Raw genomic sequence first — 20,636 nt, 5'->3', positions numbered from 1 at the left:
GGCCGCTCCGATGGTCAACGTTCATGATCGATTAATCCACTGCGGCCCCCAGCAGCCTACCCGGAATCCGTACCCCTACGGTGGGGCCGTGACCGACATCGACGCGTGGACCGGCTGGCGGCACGCCACTGAGCAGGCCCTTTACGGCCCTGAAGGCTTCTACCGGCGGCCCGAGGGCCCCGCCGGGCATTTCCGGACCTCCGTGCACGCCTCACCCCTTTTCGCGCGGGCCGTGGCCGCCCTTCTCGCCCGGACCGACGCCGATCTCGGGCACCCGGCAGAGCTCGCCTTCGTCGACATCGGCGCCGGACGCGGTGAGCTGACCTCCGGCGTGCTCGCGGCGGTGCCGGAGGAGCTGGCGGCGCGGCTGCGGCCGTACGCCGTCGAGAAGGCGGCCCGTCCCGACGGGCTCGACCCTCGCGTCACCTGGGCCGATGCGCCTCCCCAGGGCGTACGCGGACTGCTCTTCGCCAACGAATGGCTCGACAACGTCCCCCTCGACCTCGCCGAGGCCGACCCCGACGGCATCCCCCGCCACGTCCTCGTACGCCCCCGCGACGGCGCCGAACGCCTCGGCGATCCGGTGGACGGCGACGACGCGGAATGGCTCGCCCGCTGGTGGCCCCTGGCCGGCTCCGCGCCCGGCACCCGCGCCGAGATCGGCCGCCCCCGCGACACCGCGTGGGCTGCCGCCGTGAGTTGCCTCACATCCGGGCTCGCCGTTGCCGTCGACTACGCCCACGTACGCGAAGCCCGTCCGCCCTACGGCACCCTCACCGGCTTCCGCGACGGCCGCGAGGTCCCGCCCGTCCCGGACGGCTCCTGCGACATCACCGCCCACGTCGCCCTCGATGCGTGCGCCTCAGCGGCGGGCGGCGGCACCCTCACCACCCAGCGCGAAGCCCTCCACGCCCTCGGCCTCACCGGCCGCCGCCCCCCACTCGCCCTGGCCTCCACCGACCCCACCGCCTACGTACGCGCCCTGGCGGGCGCCTCGGACGCCGCCGAACTGACGGACCCGGCCGGGCTGGGGGCGTTCGGGTGGCTCACTTCACGACGTACGTGACGTACATGACGAAGGCCGAGAGATCCTGACGGGGGCGCTCAGCGCTCAGTACTGCGTGACCTGGAGCACGTAGAGGCGTTCTTGTCGGACCGCAGTGAGGTACTCGAACATGCCTCCCGGGAGGTAAGCCGTGGCCACGCCGGGGCCGATCCCCTGGTAGGAGGTGCCGTCGAGATACAGCGCTGAGGCTGCGCGGACCAACTCGTCGGCCTTCTTCTCGACTTGCGCGATGAATCCTGGGTCGGCCTCGCCGACGACGTGCGTCTCGTCCGGTTCGTACTCCCAGGCCCAGGTCACGCGCCGAGTTCCCGGTGCGCCGCGCGGATGATCTCCCCCGCCTCCCGAACGGCCCGACGGGCCAGATCCGCATCAGCGGAATCCGCTGCCACTTGTTCAGCCCTGTGCAGGCGCTTGGACGTCTCCGGGAAACGCTCGATCTCCACGGCGACAGCCCACCGCAGCAGAAACATGTGGATGGGACCGATGGAGTTTTCCTGGACCGCAAGGGCCAGCGTCTCGTTCTTTTCCTTCTCCATCTCCGACAGGCGGTGGGGCGCGACGCGGGCGATGGCTTCCCTCAGCGCGTCGGGCGTGCGGTCCGGCCGGGGAATGGTCGGGCCGTCGTGATGTGCGGGCTGTGCGCCCATCTGCGCCTCCAGGAGATTGAGCACGGTCGGGGGCAGCCTTTCGTCAGAAACTGAAAATACCTCGCCGAGACGGCCCCGCTACACCGCCAGACCCAACGGGATCCGCGGGAGTCGGCGGCGGACGATAGCTGCGCGGGCCAGCGCCGGGCCGGGCAGGCCCGGCGGCGGGGGCGGGGCGGGGGCGGCGCCTGTGCACGGCGTGCAGAGGCCCGTGGCCTGGTCGGGGGGCAGGGGGTCGCCGCAGGCGGTGCATTCGGGGAGGGCGGGGGCGGCGGGGTCGCGGGCCGGGCGTGGGGCGGGGAGCTTGTCGCGGAGGCGGCGGGTGAGGAAGCCCGCCGGCGAGTGGACGGCGGGCGGGAGACCCGAGGCCAGGGCGGTACGCAACTCGAGCTCGCTGGCGCCGTTCGCGAACCATTGCGCGGCCAGAGGGGCGAGCCGGGCGGCCTCGGCGACGCCCAGGGCGAGCTTGGCCTCGCGTCGGCCCAGGCTGTGCAGGAGCGACGCCGCGCGGGCCAGCAGCGGCTCCGGGGGCTTGCGCCGGATCCGGGCCACCACGTACGCGCCCCGGACGGCCCAGTCCGGCCTGGCGGGCTCTGCGGGCTCCTCAGGTCGGAGGGCGGAGGAGGTGCCCGGGTGGGAGGTGTTGTTCTCTTTGGTGTTATCTCCCTTGGGAGATGCGCCGAGTGCCCGTACCGCCGGTTGACCGACGGTCGGATTCCCGCCCCCCGGTGCCGCGAAGGCCGCGTCAACTTCGGCGGGTGTCGTCAACGACACGTTGGAGACCAGCACTTGCGTTGACCACTTCCCCGTCACCGGATCCTGGCTGCGCCGCGTGTGCACAAAGCCTTCGGCTTCCAGCTGCTGACGTGCCGTACGCAGGGCGGCCCGGCCTTCCGGCATCTTCTGGCCGAGCGACTGGATGGTCTCCCGTGCCCCGTCCGGAAGGGACAGCGCCCACTGCAACAGCCGTACGGCGGTGCCGTTCAGGCGTGGGTGGCGAATGATGTCGTTCGGCGTCTGGGAGAAGAAGCGCGTGGGCGCGGTAACATGACGCAGCATTTGCGGGGCTCCTAGCAGGCCTCGTGGTGTTAGGCCCTCAGTCCGGTGTTGTCGCACCGCTGGGGGCCGCTTCGCGCGCGGGGATGCACACGAAGCGTGATGGCGTGATTACTCTACCGCCACAGAGGCGCCCGCCAAATCGCGTTGCCGCGCTGGTTGTCGAGCTGGTGAGGTTGCCGATGTGCTGACTGACGCGGAAGTTGAGACGTTCATCGAGCAGGGCTTCGTCCGGCTCCGCGGCGCGGTCCCTCGGGCGACAGTTGACCAGTGCCGGGCCGGACTGTGGGAAGAGAGCGGCTGCGCTCCGGACGACCCGTCAACCTGGACGAAGCCCGTCATCCGCCTGGGCGGTTTCGCCACTCCACCGTTCCGGGCAGCGGCCAACACCCAGGCACTGCACGAGGCGTACGACCAGCTCGTGGGGCCGGGGCGGTGGAACTCCCCGCTGGGCCTGGGGACCTTTCCGCTGCGTCTCCCCAGCGACGAGGCTCCCGGAGACGACGGATGGCACCTGGATGCCGGGTTCACCGGGGACAGCGGGGAGTACCGCGTGAACCTGCGTTCTCGTGGCCGGGCGCTCCTGATGCTGTTCCTGTTCTCCGACGTCGGCCCGGACGATGCCCCCACCCGGGTCCGAGTCGGCTCGCACCTGGACGTTCCAGCGCTGCTGGCCGAGTCGGGGGACGGAGGCCGCGAGTGGTTGGCGCTGTGCCAAGACGCCGTCCCCGTCGGCGCGGGCCGGCACGAGATCGCCGCCACCGGCGAGGCGGGCGACGTGTACCTGTGCCACCCGTTCCTCATCCACGCCGCCCAACGGCACCGTGGGCGAGTTCCCCGGTTCATGGCTCAACCACCGCTGGAGCCGACGGGCCTGCTCGACCTGGCCGGAGGGTCGCCGACACCGGTGGAGCAGGCGATATTGAACGGGCTGGTTACCGGTTTGCCGCGTAGGCGGTGAACGCGGACCATGGGGCGGGGCCGAAGGCCAGGGTCGGGCCCTGCGGGTCCTTGGAGTCGCGGACGTGGACGGTGCCGGGGCAGGAGGCGACCTCGACGCACTCGCCGCCCTCGCTGCCGCTGTGCGTGGACTTGTGCCATTCCAGGGCGACTTCGAGGCACTCGCCGCCCGCGCTGCCGCTGTAGCTGCTCTTGAACCATGCGAGTTCGGAGGTCATAGCTCCCCTGCAATCTTCTCGATCAACTTCGCGGAGTCCCCCGGGGTGAGGGCCTGCGACCGGATCATGCTATAGCGCATGTGCAGTTCGCTGACTTCGTCGCGATCGTCGATCAGCATGTTCCGCCCCTGGACTTCGAGGTAGGCGAACAGGCGCCGCTCCGGTGTCTCCATCAGGGTCATGGGGCCGTCAAAACCGGCATGCGCCTCGTACGACATCGGCATGACTTGGATCGTGATGTTGCGCTGCCGACCGACTTCCAGCAGGTGATCCAACTGCCGCTTGTGCACTGCTGGCCCGCCGACCGGGCGGCGTAGCACCCACTCCTCGATGACGAACGCGGCCTGCGTGGCCGGGCTCTTGGTCAACACCGGCTGCCGGGCTAGGCGAGCCTGTACCCGGCGCTCGATCTCTTCCGTTTCCAGCACTGGGCAGCGGATGCTGAGCACCACGCCCGCGTACTCCTCGGTCTGCAAGAGCCCGTGGAGGACGAGCGTGCTGTACGTGTACAGGCTGACCGCCGTCGCCTCCAGCTCCGCGTACTCCTCGAACCACGACGGGAAGTCGCCGCGCTCCAAATGCCGGGCCGCCCGGCTCAGCACCTTGCCGGTCCCGAGTACGGCCTCCGCCTTCTCGATGAAGTCGGGCGGGGGCATGCGTTCGCCGCGCTCGATCTTGATGACGAGGGATCTGGAATAGCCGACGTGTGCGGCCAGTTCGTCCGTCGTGACGCCCGCATGCTCGCGCATGGCACGCGCGACCGTGCCGAACACCCGCATGCTTGCCGAGCCTTCGCCGGTGCCCTTGGCCGACACGGGCTCACCTCCCCGTTGCACAGCGCGTACACGGGAGCTGAGTGGAATAGCCCACCTGACGCGTATTCAGGTCGTACCTGGTCAGGCTAGCCACGACCCTGGACCGTTGAGGTCATGACGCCGGAAACTCCACCCACAACAGCGACTACGGCACCGACAACGGCAGCGGCAATGCGGCTCACCGCCGAGCCCGCCCGTTTCGCCGCCGTGCGCAGGGCCGTACGGGACCAGCTCAGCGCATGGGGCCGCGAGGACCTGTACGACGCGGCGACGCTCTGCGCGACCGAGATGCTGGCGAACGTGCACCGCCATGCGGGCTCCCCGGAATGCGAGTTGACCCTCGACCGCCTTCCCGGGGCCGGGGAAGGCGTACGCCTCGCCGTCAGTGACCAGTGCAGTGGTCTTCCGGCGCCGGCTGCCCCCCAGCCGTGGGCCGAGTCGGGCCGGGGGCTCCTGCTGCTGGCCGCCACGGCGGAGCGCTGGGGCACCGATCTGACGCCCACCGGCAAGCAGGTGTGGGCGGTGCTGCGGTGAGTCGGCTGATCGTGGGCACGGCGGCATGGTCGTGGCTGGACGAGACGGGGTTCGGGCCGGTGGCGTTCCTGCTGCTCGTGCCGCCGGACGGCGAGGCGATGGCGGCGGCGCTGGGTCTGGCGGATCCGGGGGCGCGGCTGCCGGACATCGGGGGCCGGATCACCGTTCTGGCCCCGGGCAGGATCGGGGTCCGGCTCGACGGCGGGTCGCACGTCATGGAACTGGCCGTGGGGGAGGGGTGGTCGGCGTTCGTGGACGCGGGCGGCCCGGTGGCGATCCTGGTCGGCCTGGAGCCGCTCGCCCGGAGCGCGGACCGGGACGCGGTCGAGGCGTACGTCGCCGCCACCACGTTGGCGGCCCGGCTCCGGCTCGGCGTGAGCCGACGGCAGGCCGTCAGGCCGTGAGGTCAGCCCAGGGCCGCCAGCTGGTCCAGGAACCACTGCTGCGGCGGGAGCGCGGTCGCTGCCGCAGCCAGCCGCTTGCTGCGCTCCGCCCGCTCGTGCAGGGGCAGGGTCAGCGCCTCGTACAGGGCGCGGGCGGTGGCGCGGAGGTCGTACGGGTTCACGACGAAGGAGTCGTCGCCCAGCTCCTCGTACGCGCCCGCCTCCCGCGACAGGACGAGCGCGACGCCCTCGTCGGAGACGACGGGGACTTCCTTGGCGACCAGGTTCATGCCGTCGCGGATGGGGTTGACCAGGGCGACGTCGGCCAGGCGGTAGGCGGCGAGGGAGCGGGCGAAGTCGTCCTTGACGTGCAGGAGGACCGGCTTCCAACCGGGGGTGCCGAACTCCTCGTTGAGCTCCTCGGCGACCTGTTGCACCTCGTCGGTGTACTCGACGTACACGGACAGGTCCTGCCGCGAGGGGTAGGCGAAGGCGACGTGGACGACGCGGCCGTGCCACTCCGGGTGGTCCCGCAGCAGCTGCCCGTACGCCAGCAGGCCCCGCACGATGTTCTTGGACAGCTCGGTCCGGTCCACGCGGACGATGACCTTCACGTCCGGCCCGCCGACCGCGTTGCGCAGGTCGGCCAGCCGCTCCTCGACATCGGGCTGCCGGGACCGCTCCCGCAGGAAGTCCGCGTCGGCGCCGAGGCCGTGGACCCCGATCCGGGTCGTACGACCCTTGTACGTGACCGTGAGCGCACCCGCGTCGCGGATCACCGAGGCACCCAGCACGGCGGCGCAGGAGTCGGCGAAGGCGTCGGCCCAGCGCCTGGTCAGGAAGGCGGCACGGTCGGAACCGAGGATGCCGGTGAGGACGTCGGCGGCGACGTCGTCCGGCAGGATCCGGAAGTAGTCCGGCGGCGCCCAAGGGGTGTGCGAGAAGTGGCCGATCCTGAGGTCCGGCCGCCGCGCGCGAAGCAGCTTCGGGACCAGGGTGAGGTGGTAGTCCTGGATGAGGACGGCGGCGCCCTCCGCGGCCTCCTCGGCGAGCGCGTCGGCGAAGGCGGCGTTGTAGGCCTCGTAGGCGGCCCAGTCGCTGCGGAAGTCCTCGTCGAAGACGGGTTCCAGCGGGGTCTGGAAGAGCAGGTGGTGGATGAACCACAGGACGGAGTTCGCGATGCCGTTGTAGGCGCCGGTGAAGGTCTCCTCCGGGATGTCGAGCATCCGGACGTGCTGGCCGCCGCTGTCTGCGGGGTCCAGCCGTCCGCCTGCGGCGCGCTCGACTGCGGCTCGGTCGCCCTCGCTGAGTGCTGCGCACACCCAGACGGCGTCTGCGTCCGGGCCGATGGCGCTCAGGCCTGAGACCAGGCCTCCGCCGCCGCGCTTGGCGGTGAGCGAGCCGTCCTCTTTGTGGAGGGCGTACGTCACCGGTCCCCGGTTCGAAGCGACCAGCACTCGTGCGGCGTGTGAGGCGACCATGTCGCCAGCCTAGCCGCGCAGGCGCGGCACCAAACGTTGGCGCAGGCCGTCCGGGGCTGCGCCCCCCGCCCCCGGGTCCCCAGGGGCGCTGCCCCTGGACCCCGGCCCTCGCCTGCCCCGCGTCTCTCGGGGGCTGCGCCCCCAGGCCCCCACTGCACTCCAACCGGGTTGGGGGTAGGCCGCTCGACTGAGGCGGAGCGGGCTGGCACAACCCGGCCACGGAGCCGCACCCGGCGACGCACCCTCGGGCCACGGGCCAGCACCGTCGGGGTACGCGCCGTCGCCGGGTGCGGGCGGGTTGGGCCAGCCCGTCCCGCCTCAGGCGGACGGCCTACCCCCAACCCGGTGGGTTTGGGGGCAGGGGGGCGGAGCCCCCGGGGCGGGGGGCGGGAAGGGCGGGTGGGGCGGCGCAGGGGCGGAGCCTTAGGCGGCGCGGCGGGCGGCGTATTCGGGGACGGTGAGCATGGGGGGGCGCTCTTCTGTGGCGACGTCGTGCATGCGGGGGGTGAAGCCGTCGTCGGTGCGGTCGAACTGGGTGAGGACGGGACGGACGAGGTGGCCCCGGGACAGACGGAGCTGGGCGGTGCGATAGATCGTGGCGGCCATGCGGCCGAGGGCCTGGCTGTCCTGGTGGCGGTGGTGGCGGACGCCGACGTCGACCTGGGCCAGGGCGTCGAGGCCGACGGTGTTGAGGGAGTCGATGAGCATGCCTATTTCGACGCCGTAGCCGACGGGGAAGGGCAGCTGCTCGAGCAGGGAGCGCCGGGCGGCGTACTCGCCGCCGAGGGGCTGGACGAAGCCGGCGAGCTGGGGCCAGTGCAAGTTGAGCAGGGGCCTGGCGACGAGCTCCGTGACGCGACCGCCGCCCGCGGGAACGACCGTGCCGCCGGTTTCCAGGGGGCGGTCGTACATGGCCTTGACCAGCTGGACGCCGGGGTCGGTGAGGAGCGGGCCGATGATGCCGGACACGAAGCGGGAGTCGAAATCGCGCAGGTCGGCGTCGACGAAGGCGACGATCTCACCGCTGGTCGCGAGCAGGGAACGCCAGAGCACCTCGCCCTTGCCGGGCAGGGCCGGCAGGCGGGGGAGGACGTCGTCGCGGTGGACGACGGTCGCTCCGGCGGCCTCGGCGATGGCGGCGGTGCGGTCCGTGGAGCCGGAGTCCATGACCACCAGCTCGTCGATCAGGGGCACCGCATCGCTCATCAGCTCGCGGCGAATCGTTTCCACGATGCTTCCGACCGTGGCTTCCTCGTTGAGCGCGGGCAGGACCACGCTCACCGTGCCGTTCGGCCCCGCCGAACGCTTGGCGGTGAGCAGAGTCGATAGCGGGCGGCGGTCGGCTGACCATGACCGGCGCTGCAGCCAGCGGGCTACCTCGTCGAGCACGTGCGGCTCCGATCTGTCGGAAGTGTCCCCCCTCCGGCAGGGCGGTCTGTCTCGATGGACGGACTACCTATGACCAGGTTCGGGGTCGTCGGTTACAGTCTTGAACACGAGACATGACCATCGTATGTCCACGATGATCACGCCTTGTTACGTTTGTCGGTGACAAGACGAACGACAAATGCGGTGACGATATGCCACCGCCATACCGCTCATCCAGAGGGGCAGAGGGAACGGCCCGTTGAAGCCCCGGCAACCCTCCCGCCGACCGCGAGGTCCAGGTGGGGAAGGTGCCAATTCCGTCTCGCGGCGAAATGCGCCGCGGGGAAGATGAGGAAAGGGCCTCGCCTCCATGTCTTTGCAGACCATTGCCACCGCCGCCACCGACAGCGCCTTCGGCCCCGCCGCCGCGCTGTCCTGCCGCGAGTGCGGTGAGCGCTTCCCGCTGACGCCGATCTTCGCCTGCCAGGAGTGTTTCGGGCCGCTCGAAGTGGCGTACGACCTCCCGACCGGCGATCCCGAGGCACTGCGCAAGCAGATCGAGGCCGGCCCGAACAACATCTGGCGGTACGCGCCGCTGCTGCCGGTCCCGGCGGACGTGGCCCAGAAGCCGAACCTGAACCCCGGCTTCACCAAGCTCGTCAAGGCCGACAACCTCGCCCGCGAGCTGGGCATCACCGGCGGCCTGCACATCAAGGACGACTCCGGCAACCCGACCCACTCCTTCAAGGACCGGGTCGTCGCCATCGCCCTTGAGGCCGCCCGCACCTTCGGCCTCACCACCCTGTCCTGCTCCTCCACCGGCAACCTCGCCGGTGCGGTGGGCGCCGCCGCCGCCCGGGCCGGCTTCCGCTCCTGCGTGTTCATCCCGCACGACCTGGAGGCCGGCAAGGTCGTCATGGCCGCGGTCTACGGCGGCGAGCTGGTCGGCATCGAGGGCAACTACGACGACGTCAACCGCTTCTGCAGCGAGCTGATCGGCGACCCGATCGGCGAGGGCTGGGGCTTCGTCAACGTCAACCTGCGCCCCTACTACGGCGAAGGGTCCAAGACGCTCGCGTACGAGATCGCCGAGCAGCTCGGCTGGCGGCTCCCGGACAACATCGTGATCCCGATCGCCTCCGGCTCGCAGCTCACCAAGATCGACAAGGGCCTGCAGGAGCTGATCAAGCTCGGCCTCGTGCCCGACAAGGCCTACAAGATCTACGGCGCCCAGGCCGAGGGCTGCTCCCCGGTCTCCACCGCCTTCAAGGCCGGCCACGACGTCGTACGCCCCCAGAAGCCCGACACCATTGCCAAGTCGCTGGCCATCGGCAACCCGGCCGACGGGCCGTACGTCCTCGACATCGCCCGCCGCACCGGCGGCGCGGTGGAGGACGTCACCGACGAGCAGTGCGTGGACGCGATCAAGCTGCTCGCCCGCACCGAGGGCATCTTCGCCGAGACGGCGGGCGGTGTGACGGTCGGCGTGCTCAAGAAGCTCATCGAGAACGGTCAGCTCGACCCCGCCGCCGAGACCGTCGTCCTCAACACCGGCGACGGCCTCAAGACCCTCGACGCCGTCGCACCGACCACCGGCCCGTCCGCCATCATCCGTCCGACCCTTGCCGCGTTCCGAGAGGCTGGCCTCGTATGAGTGCATCCGTCCGCATCCCGACCATCCTTCGTACGTACACCGGCGGACAGGCCGAGGTTCCCGCCGAGGGCGCGACGCTGGCCGAGGTGATCGAGTCGCTGGAGAAGAACCACCCGGGCATCTCCGCCCGCGTGCTCGACGACACGGGCAAGCTGCGCCGCTTCGTGAACGTGTACGTGAACGACGACGACGTCCGCTTCTCCGAGGGCCTCCAGACGGCCGTCACGGAGGGCTCCAGCGTCTCGATCATCCCGGCGGTGGCCGGCGGCTGCTGAGCCGCCTCACAGCCGGACCACAGGTGCCCCGTCCTCCGTGGGGAGGGCGGGGCACCTGTGTGCTGAGCGGTAGTTGAATGGCGGTACAGTGGCCGCAGAGTCCCGCGCAACCGATATCCACTGACGGCGATTTATCGCCAAATTCACGCGATGATTGTCGCGTTGGTCAGTTATGTCCGGTCCGAGTTGCCCCGGATTATGATCAATTCCCTTCTTTTTCCCGTTCGTACATGCCCAGAATTCTCGTCCGATTGACCTGTTGCAGAGGGCATCCGGGCAGATACATTCGGCGGCGGTCGACGCGTTCCGGCGCACGCCCCCTGGGCTGTAGGGGGTGAGGTCTGACCCGGGTCCGCGAGGTGCGGGTCTGCGAAGGGCCAGTAATAGGGGAGTTAGGAATGGCTCAGGGCACCGTCAAGTGGTTCAACGCGGAGAAGGGTTACGGCTTCATCGCGGTCGACGGTGGTGCGGACGTCTTCGTGCACTACAGCGCGATTCAGATGGACGGCTACCGCACCCTCGAAGAAGGCCAGCGGGTCGAGTTCGAAATCTCGCAGGGTCAGAAGGGGCCGCAGGCGGACATGGTCCGTCTCGCAGTCTGACCGGCGCGGCATCGGCCAACAGACACGCTCGACACTCAAACACGCTCAACGCTCATCGCCCCACACGTCAGGGCCCGCATCCCGTCCCGGGATGCGGGCCCTGACGCTTGCTCCCGCCCGTCGCGCGACCATCACCCCTCATTGAGGCCCTGCGGGCCGCTTGCACTCTCTGGGGTCGAGTGCTAATCATTGGCGTTAGCACTCTGAGGTTGAGAGTGCTGATCAGCATGAAGGAATGAACCGAAGGACCGGGTCGGTGAGGCCCGTCCGAGCGTCGGTAAGAGACCGGCGTTCGGCAGGCCGTCCGTCGCGGGCGCCAGCGCGGTCCGGAGCAATCCACCCCGTCCGGGAGGACCACTTCACATGGCCAAGATCATCGCGTTCGACGAGGAGGCACGGCGCGGTCTCGAGCGCGGGATGAACCAGCTCGCCGACGCCGTCAAGGTCACCCTCGGCCCCAAGGGCCGGAACGTCGTCCTCGAGAAGAAGTGGGGCGCCCCCACGATCACCAACGATGGTGTTTCCATCGCCAAGGAGATCGAGCTCGAGGACCCGTACGAGAAGATCGGCGCCGAGCTGGTCAAGGAAGTCGCGAAGAAGACGGACGACGTAGCCGGCGACGGCACGACGACCGCGACTGTCCTCGCCCAGGCGCTGGTCCGCGAAGGCCTGCGCAACGTGGCCGCGGGTGCCAACCCGATGGCCCTCAAGCGCGGCATCGAGAAGGCCGTCGAGGCCGTCTCCGCCGCTCTGCTCGACCAGGCCAAGGACGTGGAGACCAAGGAGCAGATCGCTTCGACCGCCTCCATCTCCGCCGCTGACCCCCAGATCGGCGAGCTCATCGCCGAGGCCATGGACAAGGTCGGCAAGGAAGGCGTCATCACCGTCGAGGAGTCGCAGACCTTCGGTCTGGAGCTTGAGCTCACCGAGGGCATGCGCTTCGACAAGGGCTACATCTCCGCGTACTTCGCGACCGACCTGGAGCGTATGGAGACGTCGCTCGACGACCCGTACATCCTGATCGTCAACTCCAAGATCTCCTCGGTGAAGGACCTGCTCCCGCTGCTGGAGAAGGTCATGCAGTCCGGCAAGCCGCTGCTGATCATCGCCGAGGACGTCGACGGTGAGGCCCTGTCGACCCTGGTCGTCAACAAGATCCGTGGCACCTTCAAGTCCGTCGCCGTCAAGGCCCCGGGCTTCGGTGACCGCCGCAAGGCCATGCTCGGCGACATCGCCATCCTCACCGGTGGCACCGTCGTCTCCGAGGAGGTCGGCCTCAAGCTGGAGAACGCCGGTCTGGATCTGCTCGGCCGCGCCCGCAAGATCGTCGTCACCAAGGACGAGACCACGATCGTGGACGGCGCCGGCGACAGCGACCAGGTCGCGGGCCGCGTCAACCAGATCCGTGCCGAGATCGAGAACAGCGACTCGGACTACGACCGCGAGAAGCTCCAGGAGCGCCTCGCCAAGCTGGCCGGCGGCGTGGCCGTCATCAAGGCGGGTGCGGCGACCGAGGTCGAGCTCAAGGAGCGCAAGCACCGCATCGAGGACGCGGTGCGCAACGCCAAGGCCGCCGTCGAGGAGGGCATCGTCGCCGGTGGTGGCGTGGCTCTCATCCAGGCGTCCTCGGTCTTCGAGAAGCTGGAGCTGGAGGGTGACGAGGCGACCGGCGCCAACGCCGTGCGTATCGCGCTCGAGGCCCCGCTGAAGCAGATCGCGGTCAACGCCGGCCTTGAGGGTGGCGTCGTCGTGGAGAAGGTGCGCAACCTCACCCCGGGTCACGGCCTCAACGCCGCGACCGGTGAGTACGTCGACCTGATCGCGGCCGGCATCATCGACCCGGCCAAGGTCACGCGCTCCGCGCTGCAGAACGCGGCCTCCATCGCCGCGCTCTTCCTCACCACCGAGGCCGTCATCGCCGACAAGCCCGAGAAGGCCGGTGCCGGCGCGGGCGCCGGTGGCGGCATGCCGGGCGGTGACATGGACTTCTGATCCCGTCAGGGTTCAGGGTTCAGCTGTACGGACCGAGGGCGGCACCCCCATCACGGGGGTGCCGCCCTCGGGCGTTGTGTATGTGTACGTGCATTATGTGCGCCGGAATATTCTTCCGGGGTGGGGTGGTTGACGTCGACGGATCTTTGCCCTGGAGCAACCCCAACACCCGTCAAGGAGACGCCCGCTGTGGGAACCCGTATTGCGGAGACGCTGTCCCGCCCGTTCGCGCTGAACGGCCTCACTGTCCGGAACCGCATTGCGATGGCGCCGATGACCCGGAACTTCTCGCCCGGTGGCGTGCCCGGTGCGGACGTCGCCGAGTACTACGCACGGCGGGCGGCCGCCGGGGTCGGCCTGATCATCACCGAGGGCACCTACATCGACCACCCGTCGGCCGGTCAGAGCGACCGCGTCCCCCGCTTCCACGGTGACGACTCCCTCGCCGGGTGGGCCCGCGTCGCCGAGGCCGTGCACGCGGTCGGCGGCAAGATCGTGCCGCAGCTCTGGCACGTGGGCATGGCCCGTAAGGCCGGTTCCCCGCCGGTCGTCGACGCCCCGCCGGTCGGGCCGTCCGGCGTCGCCCTCGACGGCACGGCGGGCGCGGGCCACGCGATGACCCTCGACGACCTCGACGATGTCGTGCGGGGCTTCGCCGAGGCCGCCGCGTCGGCCGAACGGCTCGGCTTCGACGGCGTCGAGCTGCACGGCGCGCACGGCTACCTGATCGACCAGTTCCTGTGGGCCGGCACGAACCGGCGTACCGATGCCTATGGGGGTGACGTCGCCTCGCGTACGCGCTTCGCGGCGGAGATCGCGGCGGCGGTGCGGGCGGCTGTCTCGCCGGACTTCCCCGTCATCTTCCGGCTCTCGCAGTGGAAGTCCGAGAACTACGACGCCCGGCTCGCCGACACGCCGGAGGAGTTCGAGACACTGCTCGCTCCGCTGGTGGCGGCGGGGGTCGACGCGTTCCACGCTTCCACGCGGCGCTACTGGCTGCCGGAGTTCGAGGGGTCGGAGCTCAACTTGGCGGGGTGGGCGAAGAAGCTTTCCGGCAAGCCGTCGATCACGGTCGGGTCGGTCGGGCTTGACGGTGAGTTCATCGCGACCTTCGGCGGGGCGTCGTCCGGCGTCGAGGCGATCGACCGGCTCGTCGAGCGGCTCGAGCGGGACGAGTTCGACCTCGTCGCGGTCGGGCGCGCGCTCCTCGGTGACCCCGACTGGGCCGCCAAGACCCTCACCGGGCGGACCGCCGAGCTCACCCCCTTCACCCCGGACGCCCTTCGGGTCCTCCGGTAGCGGGCTCCTCCCCCGCCCCTTCCCGAAACCGGGGCTCCGCCCCTGGACCCCGGCGCCCCAACCGGGTTGTGGGAGAACGTTCCGCAAGGCGAGCGAAGCGAGGTGGGGGCACCTCCCGGCCGAAGGCTGGGGGTGGGGGCACCTCCCAAAGGAAGCTTTGGGGGAGGCTGGCACAACCCGGCACGGATCCGCACCCGGCGACGGTGCCTCGGGCCCACGGGCCGGCACCGTCGGGGTACGCGCCGCTGCCGGGTGCGGCCGGGTTGGGCCAGCCCCAGTCCCTCCCCCAACCTTCGGCCGGGGGGACCCCCCAAGGCGGACGGCCTACCCCCAACCCGGTTGGAGGGAGGGCACGCCTGCGCCACGCTCACCATCGGCCGGCCCCGAACCACGCCCGACAGCGACGGTCGGGTGTCCGATGGTGATGCCGGGGCCCCGAAGGGCCGCTGAGTCCTACTCGGTGAGGAAGAGCTTCGCCTGTGCGGTGAAATCGGCCGCCCGCTCGATCTGGATCCAGTGACCGGCGTGAGGCAGCACATGGAGCCGGGCGTTGGGCAGATTCTCGGCGAGGTAGTATCCGGCAGCCACCGGCAGCATCCGGTCTTCGCGGCCGTGCAGAACGAGGGTTTGGTGCTGGATGGCCGCCAACTCGTTCTCGGTGTACTTGACCGGTTCGGACGCGGGGCTGAAGGTTGCCAGGTGTGAGCGGCGTACGTCGTCGCGGGTGGCCAGCTCGGCCCGCGCTCGCGCGATCTCCTCCAGTCGGCCGGAGAAGAGGTCGGTGTCGTCGACGAACCGTACGAGGAGGTCGGCCATCGCCTCGGGCGAGGGGTCCTGGTAGAAGGTGATCAGCTTCAGCAGGTCCTCGCTCGGTGGGATCGGTGCCCCACCGCTGCCCATGAGGATCATCTTGTCGATCCGGGCAGGGGCGATCTGGGCGACGCGAAGCGTGATCATGCCGCCCATCGAGTTGCCGATGAAGTGCGCCTTCGCGACGCCGAGTGCGTCGAGCAGCGCGAGGAGGGACCGGGCACGCAGCGTCGTGTACTCCGGCATGCCGCCGGTCGGGGCGGGGTCGGGATGGTCGGAGTCGCCGAATCCCAGGACGTCGGGCGCGATGCAGTAGTAGTCCTCGGCGAACGACGGCATCAGATGCGCCCAGTTGGAGGGTGCGCTGACCCCCGGTCCCGAGCCGTGGATGAACAGGACTGCGGGCTTGGACGGGTCACCGCAGGTGTAGACCCGCAGCCGGTGTTCACCCGCCTGGACGTCCTGGCTGCGGACCTCACGGCCGTCGGTAGCGATCACGGTCACCGTGCGCCTCCCTCGGCCGTCGTCTTCGTGGCGGCTTCCTGCAAGTCCTGGCCGTGCTTGGCCAGTTCGACCAGGGCCGTGCCGAGCTCCATCGGGTTCTTGTGGCCCCACGCGCTGATGGAGTCGTACTCGCCGACCTCCCAGGTGTCGTCGTCCTCGATGATCAACCCGCCCCAGCCGTATTCGACCGCGATGCCCGAGGGGGAGTGGGCGTAGAAGGAGAACATCTTGTCGTTGGGGTGCATGCCCATGGTGTGCAGCAGCGGAACCCGTGCCTCGACGATGCGGTCGTAGGCCCAGCCGACGTCCGACATGTTGTTGTTCTCGATCAGGAAGTGGTGGAGTTTGAACGGCGCCGGTATCTCTGCGAAGGCCAGCGTGTGGTGGCGACCGTTGCAGTGTGTGAAGGCGGCATCGACGAAGACGCCGGGCGCGACCTCGTCCTTGATGTAGTCCGACAGCTTGAAGCCGAGGTGGCTGTAGAACGCGAGCATCCGTTCGCGGCCGCCGCCGGGGGTGCACAGCAGGAACATGTGGCCGGCGCCGCCCTGGCGGGTCTGGAAGCCGTACTTGTTGGCCTCGTTGGCATAGGGCGTGTCGGCCTTCTTCAGGCCGTTGATCAGCTCGACGCGGTTGCCCTCGGGGTCACGGGTGACGTAGATGCGGGCCACTCCACGCTCGGCCGCGAGCTCGGAGGCACCTTCGGTGACGTCCTGCCCCTCACCGCGCAGCAGTGCGACGACTTCGTCGAGATCCGCATCGGAGCCACAGTCGTAGCCGGCGAAGGCCAGGTCGTTGCGCGGGCCTCGCACGATGATCGTGCGGTGGATGCGGTCGTCGAGTCGGAAGGTGCGGACGTCGTCCTCGTGACGGGCCGGCATCAGGCCGAGAAGCTTCCCGGCGAAGCCGCTCCAGGCATTGAGGTCGTCGGCCTCGATGCCGACGTAGGAGAGTTCTTTGATCGTTGCCGTCATGTCGGTGTCTTTCAGCCAAAGGGGGTGGTCAGGCGGGAACGGAAAGGCCGGTCGGATCGGCCGCGGCCACGAAGCGGTCCGGGCGTACGACGACCACGCGGGCGCCGCGCTCGCGCAGCCAGCTGATGAGGGTGCCGTCGATGTCGACGATCTCGTCGGGGCCCTCGGTGCCCTGGTCGGCGGCGCGGATGGTGAGGTAACGCGCGCCGATGGCGTCCCAGTCGGCCTTTTCCTCGGCGGACAACGCGGTCGTCGGGTCGACGTTGTCGCCGAACACGACGAAGCCGTCGCCGAGCAGATCGTCCAGTCGGCCGATGAGGCCGTTGACGGTGGCGGCCCGCGGTTGCGGGATCATCTTCCCGACCGCGCTGTCGGGTGCCGTGGCGCCCGTGAACCAGCCGGCGACGTAGGACGGCGGCCACAGCAGCGGGGGCAGCTCGTTCGACTGCGCGGCCAGAGCGGCCTGTTCATCCTCGGTGAGTTCCTGCTTGATGATGCGGCCCAGCTGGATCGAGACCTCGGTGTAGAAGTCGACGTTGGGGCGGCGCTCCGCCTCGTAGGAGTCGAGGATCGAGACCGGGAGCGAGCCACTGAGCACGCCGGCGAGCTTCCACGCGATGTTGAACGCGTCGCGGATGCCTGACTGCATGCCTGATCCGGCCCACGGCGGCATCAGGTGGGCGGCGTCGCCGAGCAGGAAGACGCGCTCGCCGACGCGCCACGACTCTGCGGACCGGACATGGTGGCTGTAGAAGGCATGGCCGTGGATGTCGATGTCGTCGCGCGAGACCCCCAGCGACTCCAACAGCGGCCAGAGATCCTCGTGGGTGGCGAAGTCCGCGTCGGATTCCCCGGGCTTGAGCGGGATCTCCCAGCGGTGGTTGTCGCGGCCGAGCGCGATGTCGACGACAGGGCGCTCCTTGTCGGACCACATGGTGAGGATGTGGCGGTCGGGCCACCAGCGTTTCACCTTGCCGTCGATGACGACCCAGCGGACATCCAGGGTGTCGCCGACCAGGTTTACGCCGAGGCGCTCCCGGGTCGCGGTCTCTCCGCCGTAGCAGGCGAGGGCGTAACGGGCTCGCACCGTCGAGGACTCACCCGTGGCGAGGTCACGGGTGGTGACTGTGACGCCGTCGGAGTCCTGAGCCAGGTCGGTCACCTCAACTCCGTACTCGGTCCGGATCCTGTCGCCGAACCGTGCGGCGCCGTCGCGGAGGGTCTGCTCCATAGCAGGCTGGTAGATCGCGTACGACATCGCGTGGCCGAGTTGCCCCGGCGGGAAAGGCAGGCGCAGTAGCTCGGTGCCGTCGTAGGTGACCCAGCGAAGGGCGATCGTGGGGTCCATGTCGGCCTTGACCCGTTCGTCGAGGCCTACCTGCTGGAATAGGCGCATCGTCCAGTCGTTGACCGTGACGGCGCGGGCGCGCTCGTAGAGGTCGCGTTGACGCTCGAACGCGATCGCGCTGAGGCCGAGCGCGCCGAGCGCGTTGGCCGCGGAGACGCCCGCAGGGCCGTAGCCGATGATCACGACGTCGGTGTCGTAGGGGTGGCGCATGAATCCCACTTCCGGAGTGAACATTCCAGACAGAACGTGGATGCCATTAGAAGTGGGCGGTGTGCAGGTGTCAAGGGTTCTGGAGCAAGCGATCCAGATAGGGTGGGGGCATGCCCACAACAGCCGCTGGACACCGCAACAAGCGCCTGCTCCAAGGAGACCGTTCACGTGACGAGATCCTCGACGCCGCCTCACGAATGATGTCGATCCACGGATACGACGGCACGAGCATCGCGGACATCGCCCGCGAGTCGGGGCTGCCCAACAGCTCGATCTACTGGCACTTCAAGTCCAAGCTGGGCATCGTCGCTGCCGTCATGGAGCGCGGAGCCGACCGTTTCTTCGCGAGTGTCGCCACCCCCGAACCGGAGCCGGGGGACACACCCGAGGTGTACTTGCGCCGCGCCCTCACCGCCACCGGTGCCACGGTCGTCGGGCACCCGGAGTTCCTTCGGCTGTTCATCCTGCTCCTGCTGAGCAGCGACGCCCCCGAGACGACCGAGATCGTCGAACGCGTACGAGCACACGCGCGCTCCAACATCCACGATTTGATCACCCACGCCTTCACCACCATCGCCCCTGGCCGGGCCGGGCAGGTAGCCGACGACACCGTCGACTTCGCCATCGCGAGCTTCGACGGCGCCTTCCTCGCACTCCAGGCGACCCCTGCCACAGCGCACGAACACCTGATGGAACAGCTCGCCATCGCGCTGTCAAGCCTCGGCAGGGAGGCTCTCGGCGCATGACCGGGACCGGCCGGGACGGACACCGGTCTTAGGCTTCGGCGCATGACGGATTCCCCTCGCGCCGCCGGAACCCAGACGCTCGCCCGCGGCCTGCACGCCCTGCAACTCGTCAGCACGGCGAGCGACGGCCTGAGCATCCAGGAAGTCGCCGTGGAACTGGACGTACACCGGTCGATCGCCTCGCGGCTGCTGTCGACCCTCGCGGACTTCCACTTCGTGGCGCGCGGCAGCGACGGCCGTTACCGCACAGGCGCCGGACTCGCCGCGCTTGCCGTGGGCATTCACGCGACCCTGCGCGCAGCGGCGGCTCCGGTGATGGAGGAACTCGCGGCCGACCTCGGCGCCACCGTCTCGCTGCTGGTGAGCGAGGGCGGCCAGGCGGTCGCCCTCTCGGTGGTCGAGCCGCCGACCGCCTCGTACGTGCTGAGTTTCAGAGCAGGCAGTCGGCACCCACTGGGGCGCGGCTCGGCGGGCATCGCCCTGCTCTCGGCGCAGTCACCCTCTCCCGGCGAGGCGGCGAACATCACCGAGGCACGCAAGCGCGGCTTCGCCGCGACGTTCGGCGAAGTCGAGCCCGGAGCCTACGGTGTCGCGGTACCGATCACCGTCCCCGGGCTGCCGGCAACCTGCCTCAACTTGATCACCTACCGCCCCGAGATCGCCGACCGCGCCGCGCCGACGCTCACGGCGGCCGCCGCACGGCTGCGCAGCGTCCTCGTCTGAAGCTTCGCGACGCGCTTGACATACCGCTGGTACGAGCGTTGCATGAAGTGTCGTGCAACTATCAGGCAGCAGCGTGCATATATTGCACACGGAAGGGCAGGTCATGGCCATCACAAGAGAATCCGCGTCGCGCGACGTCACCCTTCCGTCAGGGATACACATGCGCTACTACGAGGCTGGAACGAGCGGTACCTCGCCCGTCGTCCTGCTGCACGGCTCCGGCCCCGGAGCGACAGGGTGGTCGAACTTCTCCGGCAACCTTGGCGAGATCGCCGACGCCGGATTCCACGTCATCGCCCCCGACATGCCGGGATGGGGCGACTCCGACGCGCAGGTGACACAGGACATGGACCACGACAAGACGCTCGTGGAGTTCCTCGACACACTGGGCCTCACGAAGGCGGCCCTGGTCGGCAACTCGATGGGCGCCCACACCGCGATCCGCTTCGCCACGCTGCACCCCGAGCGCATCAGCCACCTGGCAACGATGGGCGCCTCGCTCGGTCGCGGTCCGGCCACCCTCTTCGGCGCGGGCGACGGGCCGAGCGAAGGGCTGAAGGTGATCGTCAAGGCCTACAAGGACGCGAGCCCGGAGAACATGAAGGCGCTCGTCGAGATCATGACGTACGACAAGAAGCGCTTCGCCACACCGGAGCTGACACAGGCTCGCTCAGAGGCAGCGCTCGCCCGCCCCGACCATCTCAAGAACTACGTCGACGGTCTCGCGCACGGGGCCCCCATCCCGATCAGGGTCGACCGCGACAGGATCCCCGACATCCAGGTTCCGACCCTGCTGATCCACGGCAAGGACGACAGGGTCCTGCACTACGAGACCAGCCTGACGCTCCTGGCCAACATCCCGAACTCACGGCTCGTGCTGCTCAATCGCTGCGGCCACTGGGCGATGATCGAACACGCCGCTGAGTTCAACCGTCTGGTCGTCGACTTCCTGTCGCACAACTGACTCGATC

Annotated in this window: 22 protein-coding genes and 1 riboswitch; of the genes, 12 read left to right on the top strand and 10 right to left on the bottom strand. The window is 69.6% G+C overall.

Translation table 11 applies throughout. The features are described from left to right. Positions 1-97 precede the first annotated feature (97 nt). A complete protein-coding gene (locus ACFXJ5_RS08115; RefSeq protein WP_384629544.1) occupies positions 98-1,066 on the top strand; it encodes an SAM-dependent methyltransferase in 969 nt (322 codons plus the stop codon). Between the two features lie 45 nt (positions 1,067-1,111). Here the strand turns inward: ACFXJ5_RS08115 and ACFXJ5_RS08110 are convergent, their stop codons facing one another. The 3 genes from ACFXJ5_RS08110 to ACFXJ5_RS08100 are packed head-to-tail and all read right to left on the bottom strand — an operon-like array spanning position 1,112 to position 2,772. Continuing rightward, positions 1,112-1,363, bottom strand: coding sequence for a hypothetical protein (locus ACFXJ5_RS08110; protein WP_384628496.1), 252 nt, complete (start codon positions 1,361-1,363; stop codon positions 1,112-1,114). Further along, positions 1,360-1,737, bottom strand: a complete 378-nt coding sequence (locus ACFXJ5_RS08105) for a hypothetical protein (RefSeq protein WP_384628495.1) — start codon at positions 1,735-1,737, stop codon at positions 1,360-1,362. The genes ACFXJ5_RS08110 and ACFXJ5_RS08105 overlap by 4 nt, the downstream gene beginning before the upstream one ends. 54 nt (positions 1,738-1,791) lie before the next feature. Beyond that, complete coding sequence (locus ACFXJ5_RS08100; RefSeq protein WP_384628493.1) at positions 1,792-2,772, bottom strand: hypothetical protein; 981 nt, start codon at positions 2,770-2,772, stop codon at positions 1,792-1,794. Between the two features lie 184 nt (positions 2,773-2,956). On the opposite strand from ACFXJ5_RS08100, the gene ACFXJ5_RS08095 reads away from it, so the two are divergent. After that, positions 2,957-3,730, top strand: coding sequence for a phytanoyl-CoA dioxygenase family protein (locus ACFXJ5_RS08095; protein ID WP_384629541.1), 774 nt, complete (start codon positions 2,957-2,959; stop codon positions 3,728-3,730). Here ACFXJ5_RS08095 and ACFXJ5_RS08090 read toward each other — a convergent pair. Continuing rightward, entirely contained in the window at positions 3,705-3,947 is a 243-nt protein-coding gene (locus ACFXJ5_RS08090; protein ID WP_384628490.1) for a DUF397 domain-containing protein, read from the bottom strand. The genes ACFXJ5_RS08095 and ACFXJ5_RS08090 overlap by 26 nt on opposite strands. Continuing rightward, entirely contained in the window at positions 3,944-4,762 is an 819-nt protein-coding gene (locus tag ACFXJ5_RS08085) for a Scr1 family TA system antitoxin-like transcriptional regulator (RefSeq protein WP_384628488.1), read from the bottom strand. The genes ACFXJ5_RS08090 and ACFXJ5_RS08085 overlap by 4 nt, the downstream gene beginning before the upstream one ends. A 171-nt stretch (positions 4,763-4,933) precedes the next feature. Between ACFXJ5_RS08085 and ACFXJ5_RS08080 the strand changes: the two genes are divergently transcribed. Next, positions 4,934-5,296, top strand: coding sequence for an ATP-binding protein (locus ACFXJ5_RS08080; RefSeq protein ID WP_384628485.1), 363 nt, complete (start codon positions 4,934-4,936; stop codon positions 5,294-5,296). Further along, positions 5,293-5,700, top strand: coding sequence for a hypothetical protein (locus tag ACFXJ5_RS08075; protein WP_384628483.1), 408 nt, complete (start codon positions 5,293-5,295; stop codon positions 5,698-5,700). The genes ACFXJ5_RS08080 and ACFXJ5_RS08075 overlap by 4 nt, the downstream gene beginning before the upstream one ends. A 2-nt stretch (positions 5,701-5,702) precedes the next feature. Here ACFXJ5_RS08075 and ACFXJ5_RS08070 read toward each other — a convergent pair whose 3' ends face one another. Further along, the gene (locus tag ACFXJ5_RS08070; RefSeq protein ID WP_384628481.1) at positions 5,703-7,160 is read right to left on the bottom strand and encodes a trehalose-6-phosphate synthase; all 1,458 of its coding nucleotides are present in this window, start codon (positions 7,158-7,160) and stop codon (positions 5,703-5,705) included. Positions 7,161-7,583: 423 nt separating this feature from the next. After that, the gene (locus tag ACFXJ5_RS08065) at positions 7,584-8,549 is read right to left on the bottom strand and encodes a glucosyl-3-phosphoglycerate synthase (RefSeq protein ID WP_384628478.1); all 966 of its coding nucleotides are present in this window, start codon (positions 8,547-8,549) and stop codon (positions 7,584-7,586) included. Between the two features lie 206 nt (positions 8,550-8,755). Continuing rightward, a riboswitch (SAM riboswitch) is annotated at positions 8,756-8,883 on the top strand. A 15-nt stretch (positions 8,884-8,898) separates the two neighbouring features. Between ACFXJ5_RS08065 and thrC the strand changes: the two genes are divergently transcribed. The 5 genes from thrC (at position 8,899) to ACFXJ5_RS08040 (ending at position 14,350) form a co-directional block, all read left to right on the top strand. Then, positions 8,899-10,182 (top strand): threonine synthase, encoded by a 1,284-nt coding sequence (gene thrC / locus ACFXJ5_RS08060; protein ID WP_384628475.1) that lies wholly within the window; start codon positions 8,899-8,901, stop codon positions 10,180-10,182. Then, complete coding sequence (locus tag ACFXJ5_RS08055) at positions 10,179-10,457, top strand: ubiquitin-like small modifier protein 1 (protein ID WP_384628472.1); 279 nt, start codon at positions 10,179-10,181, stop codon at positions 10,455-10,457. The genes thrC and ACFXJ5_RS08055 overlap by 4 nt, the downstream gene beginning before the upstream one ends. A 398-nt stretch (positions 10,458-10,855) precedes the next feature. After that, positions 10,856-11,059, top strand: a complete 204-nt coding sequence (locus ACFXJ5_RS08050) for a cold-shock protein (protein ID WP_037910665.1) — start codon at positions 10,856-10,858, stop codon at positions 11,057-11,059. Positions 11,060-11,422: 363 nt separating this feature from the next. Next, complete coding sequence (gene groL, locus ACFXJ5_RS08045) at positions 11,423-13,051, top strand: chaperonin GroEL (RefSeq protein ID WP_384628468.1); 1,629 nt, start codon at positions 11,423-11,425, stop codon at positions 13,049-13,051. Between the two features lie 189 nt (positions 13,052-13,240). Next, on the top strand, positions 13,241-14,350 hold the full coding sequence (locus ACFXJ5_RS08040) for an NADH:flavin oxidoreductase (RefSeq protein ID WP_384628466.1): 1,110 nt from the start codon (positions 13,241-13,243) through the stop codon (positions 14,348-14,350). Positions 14,351-14,803: 453 nt separating this feature from the next. On the opposite strand, the gene ACFXJ5_RS08035 is transcribed toward ACFXJ5_RS08040, so the two are convergent. Genes ACFXJ5_RS08035 through ACFXJ5_RS08025 form a run of 3 tightly spaced genes read right to left on the bottom strand, consistent with a single transcriptional unit; the run spans position 14,804 to position 18,196 of the window. Further along, positions 14,804-15,664 carry an alpha/beta fold hydrolase gene (locus ACFXJ5_RS08035; RefSeq protein ID WP_384628463.1) on the bottom strand — a complete coding sequence of 287 codons (861 nt, stop codon included), beginning with the start codon at positions 15,662-15,664 and terminating at the stop codon, positions 14,804-14,806. Next, complete coding sequence (locus ACFXJ5_RS08030; RefSeq protein ID WP_384628460.1) at positions 15,661-16,638, bottom strand: VOC family protein; 978 nt, start codon at positions 16,636-16,638, stop codon at positions 15,661-15,663. Before ACFXJ5_RS08030 ends, ACFXJ5_RS08035 begins: the two co-directional genes overlap by 4 nt. A 28-nt stretch (positions 16,639-16,666) precedes the next feature. After that, the gene (locus tag ACFXJ5_RS08025; RefSeq protein WP_384628457.1) at positions 16,667-18,196 is read right to left on the bottom strand and encodes an FAD-dependent monooxygenase; all 1,530 of its coding nucleotides are present in this window, start codon (positions 18,194-18,196) and stop codon (positions 16,667-16,669) included. Positions 18,197-18,306: 110 nt separating this feature from the next. Between ACFXJ5_RS08025 and ACFXJ5_RS08020 the strand changes: the two genes are divergently transcribed. The 3 genes from ACFXJ5_RS08020 (at position 18,307) to ACFXJ5_RS08010 (ending at position 20,629) form a co-directional block, all read left to right on the top strand. Then, positions 18,307-18,942 (top strand): TetR/AcrR family transcriptional regulator, encoded by a 636-nt coding sequence (locus ACFXJ5_RS08020; RefSeq protein ID WP_384628454.1) that lies wholly within the window; start codon positions 18,307-18,309, stop codon positions 18,940-18,942. Between the two features lie 42 nt (positions 18,943-18,984). Then, entirely contained in the window at positions 18,985-19,665 is a 681-nt protein-coding gene (locus tag ACFXJ5_RS08015; RefSeq protein WP_384628452.1) for an IclR family transcriptional regulator, read from the top strand. A gap of 103 nt (positions 19,666-19,768) precedes the next feature. Further along, on the top strand, positions 19,769-20,629 hold the full coding sequence (locus tag ACFXJ5_RS08010) for an alpha/beta fold hydrolase (RefSeq protein WP_384628450.1): 861 nt from the start codon (positions 19,769-19,771) through the stop codon (positions 20,627-20,629). Positions 20,630-20,636 lie beyond the last annotated feature (7 nt).

Origin of the sequence: Streptomyces sp. NPDC059373 (assembly GCF_042751495.1) — a bacterium.
Taxonomy (GTDB): domain Bacteria; phylum Actinomycetota; class Actinomycetes; order Streptomycetales; family Streptomycetaceae; genus Actinacidiphila.
This window is presented reverse-complemented; position numbering and strand designations above follow the sequence as displayed.

Bases quoted from the DNA above. Each gene is read 5' to 3' on its own strand.
- ACFXJ5_RS08100 (WP_384628493.1), bottom strand. From the start codon at position 2,772: ATGCTGCGTCATGTTACCGCGCCCACGCGCTTCTTCTCCCAGACGCCG.
- ACFXJ5_RS08090 (WP_384628490.1), bottom strand. From the start codon at position 3,947: ATGACCTCCGAACTCGCATGGTTCAAGAGCAGCTACAGCGGCAGCGCG.
- ACFXJ5_RS08080 (WP_384628485.1), top strand. From the start codon at position 4,934: ATGCGGCTCACCGCCGAGCCCGCCCGTTTCGCCGCCGTGCGCAGGGCC.
- ACFXJ5_RS08070 (WP_384628481.1), bottom strand. From the start codon at position 7,160: ATGGTCGCCTCACACGCCGCACGAGTGCTGGTCGCTTCGAACCGGGGA.
- thrC (WP_384628475.1), top strand. From the start codon at position 8,899: ATGTCTTTGCAGACCATTGCCACCGCCGCCACCGACAGCGCCTTCGGC.
- ACFXJ5_RS08055 (WP_384628472.1), top strand. From the start codon at position 10,179: ATGAGTGCATCCGTCCGCATCCCGACCATCCTTCGTACGTACACCGGC.
- ACFXJ5_RS08050 (WP_037910665.1), top strand. From the start codon at position 10,856: ATGGCTCAGGGCACCGTCAAGTGGTTCAACGCGGAGAAGGGTTACGGC.
- groL (WP_384628468.1), top strand. From the start codon at position 11,423: ATGGCCAAGATCATCGCGTTCGACGAGGAGGCACGGCGCGGTCTCGAG.
- ACFXJ5_RS08030 (WP_384628460.1), bottom strand. From the start codon at position 16,638: ATGACGGCAACGATCAAAGAACTCTCCTACGTCGGCATCGAGGCCGAC.
- ACFXJ5_RS08025 (WP_384628457.1), bottom strand. From the start codon at position 18,196: ATGCGCCACCCCTACGACACCGACGTCGTGATCATCGGCTACGGCCCT.
- ACFXJ5_RS08020 (WP_384628454.1), top strand. From the start codon at position 18,307: ATGCCCACAACAGCCGCTGGACACCGCAACAAGCGCCTGCTCCAAGGA.
- ACFXJ5_RS08015 (WP_384628452.1), top strand. From the start codon at position 18,985: ATGACGGATTCCCCTCGCGCCGCCGGAACCCAGACGCTCGCCCGCGGC.
- ACFXJ5_RS08010 (WP_384628450.1), top strand. From the start codon at position 19,769: ATGGCCATCACAAGAGAATCCGCGTCGCGCGACGTCACCCTTCCGTCA.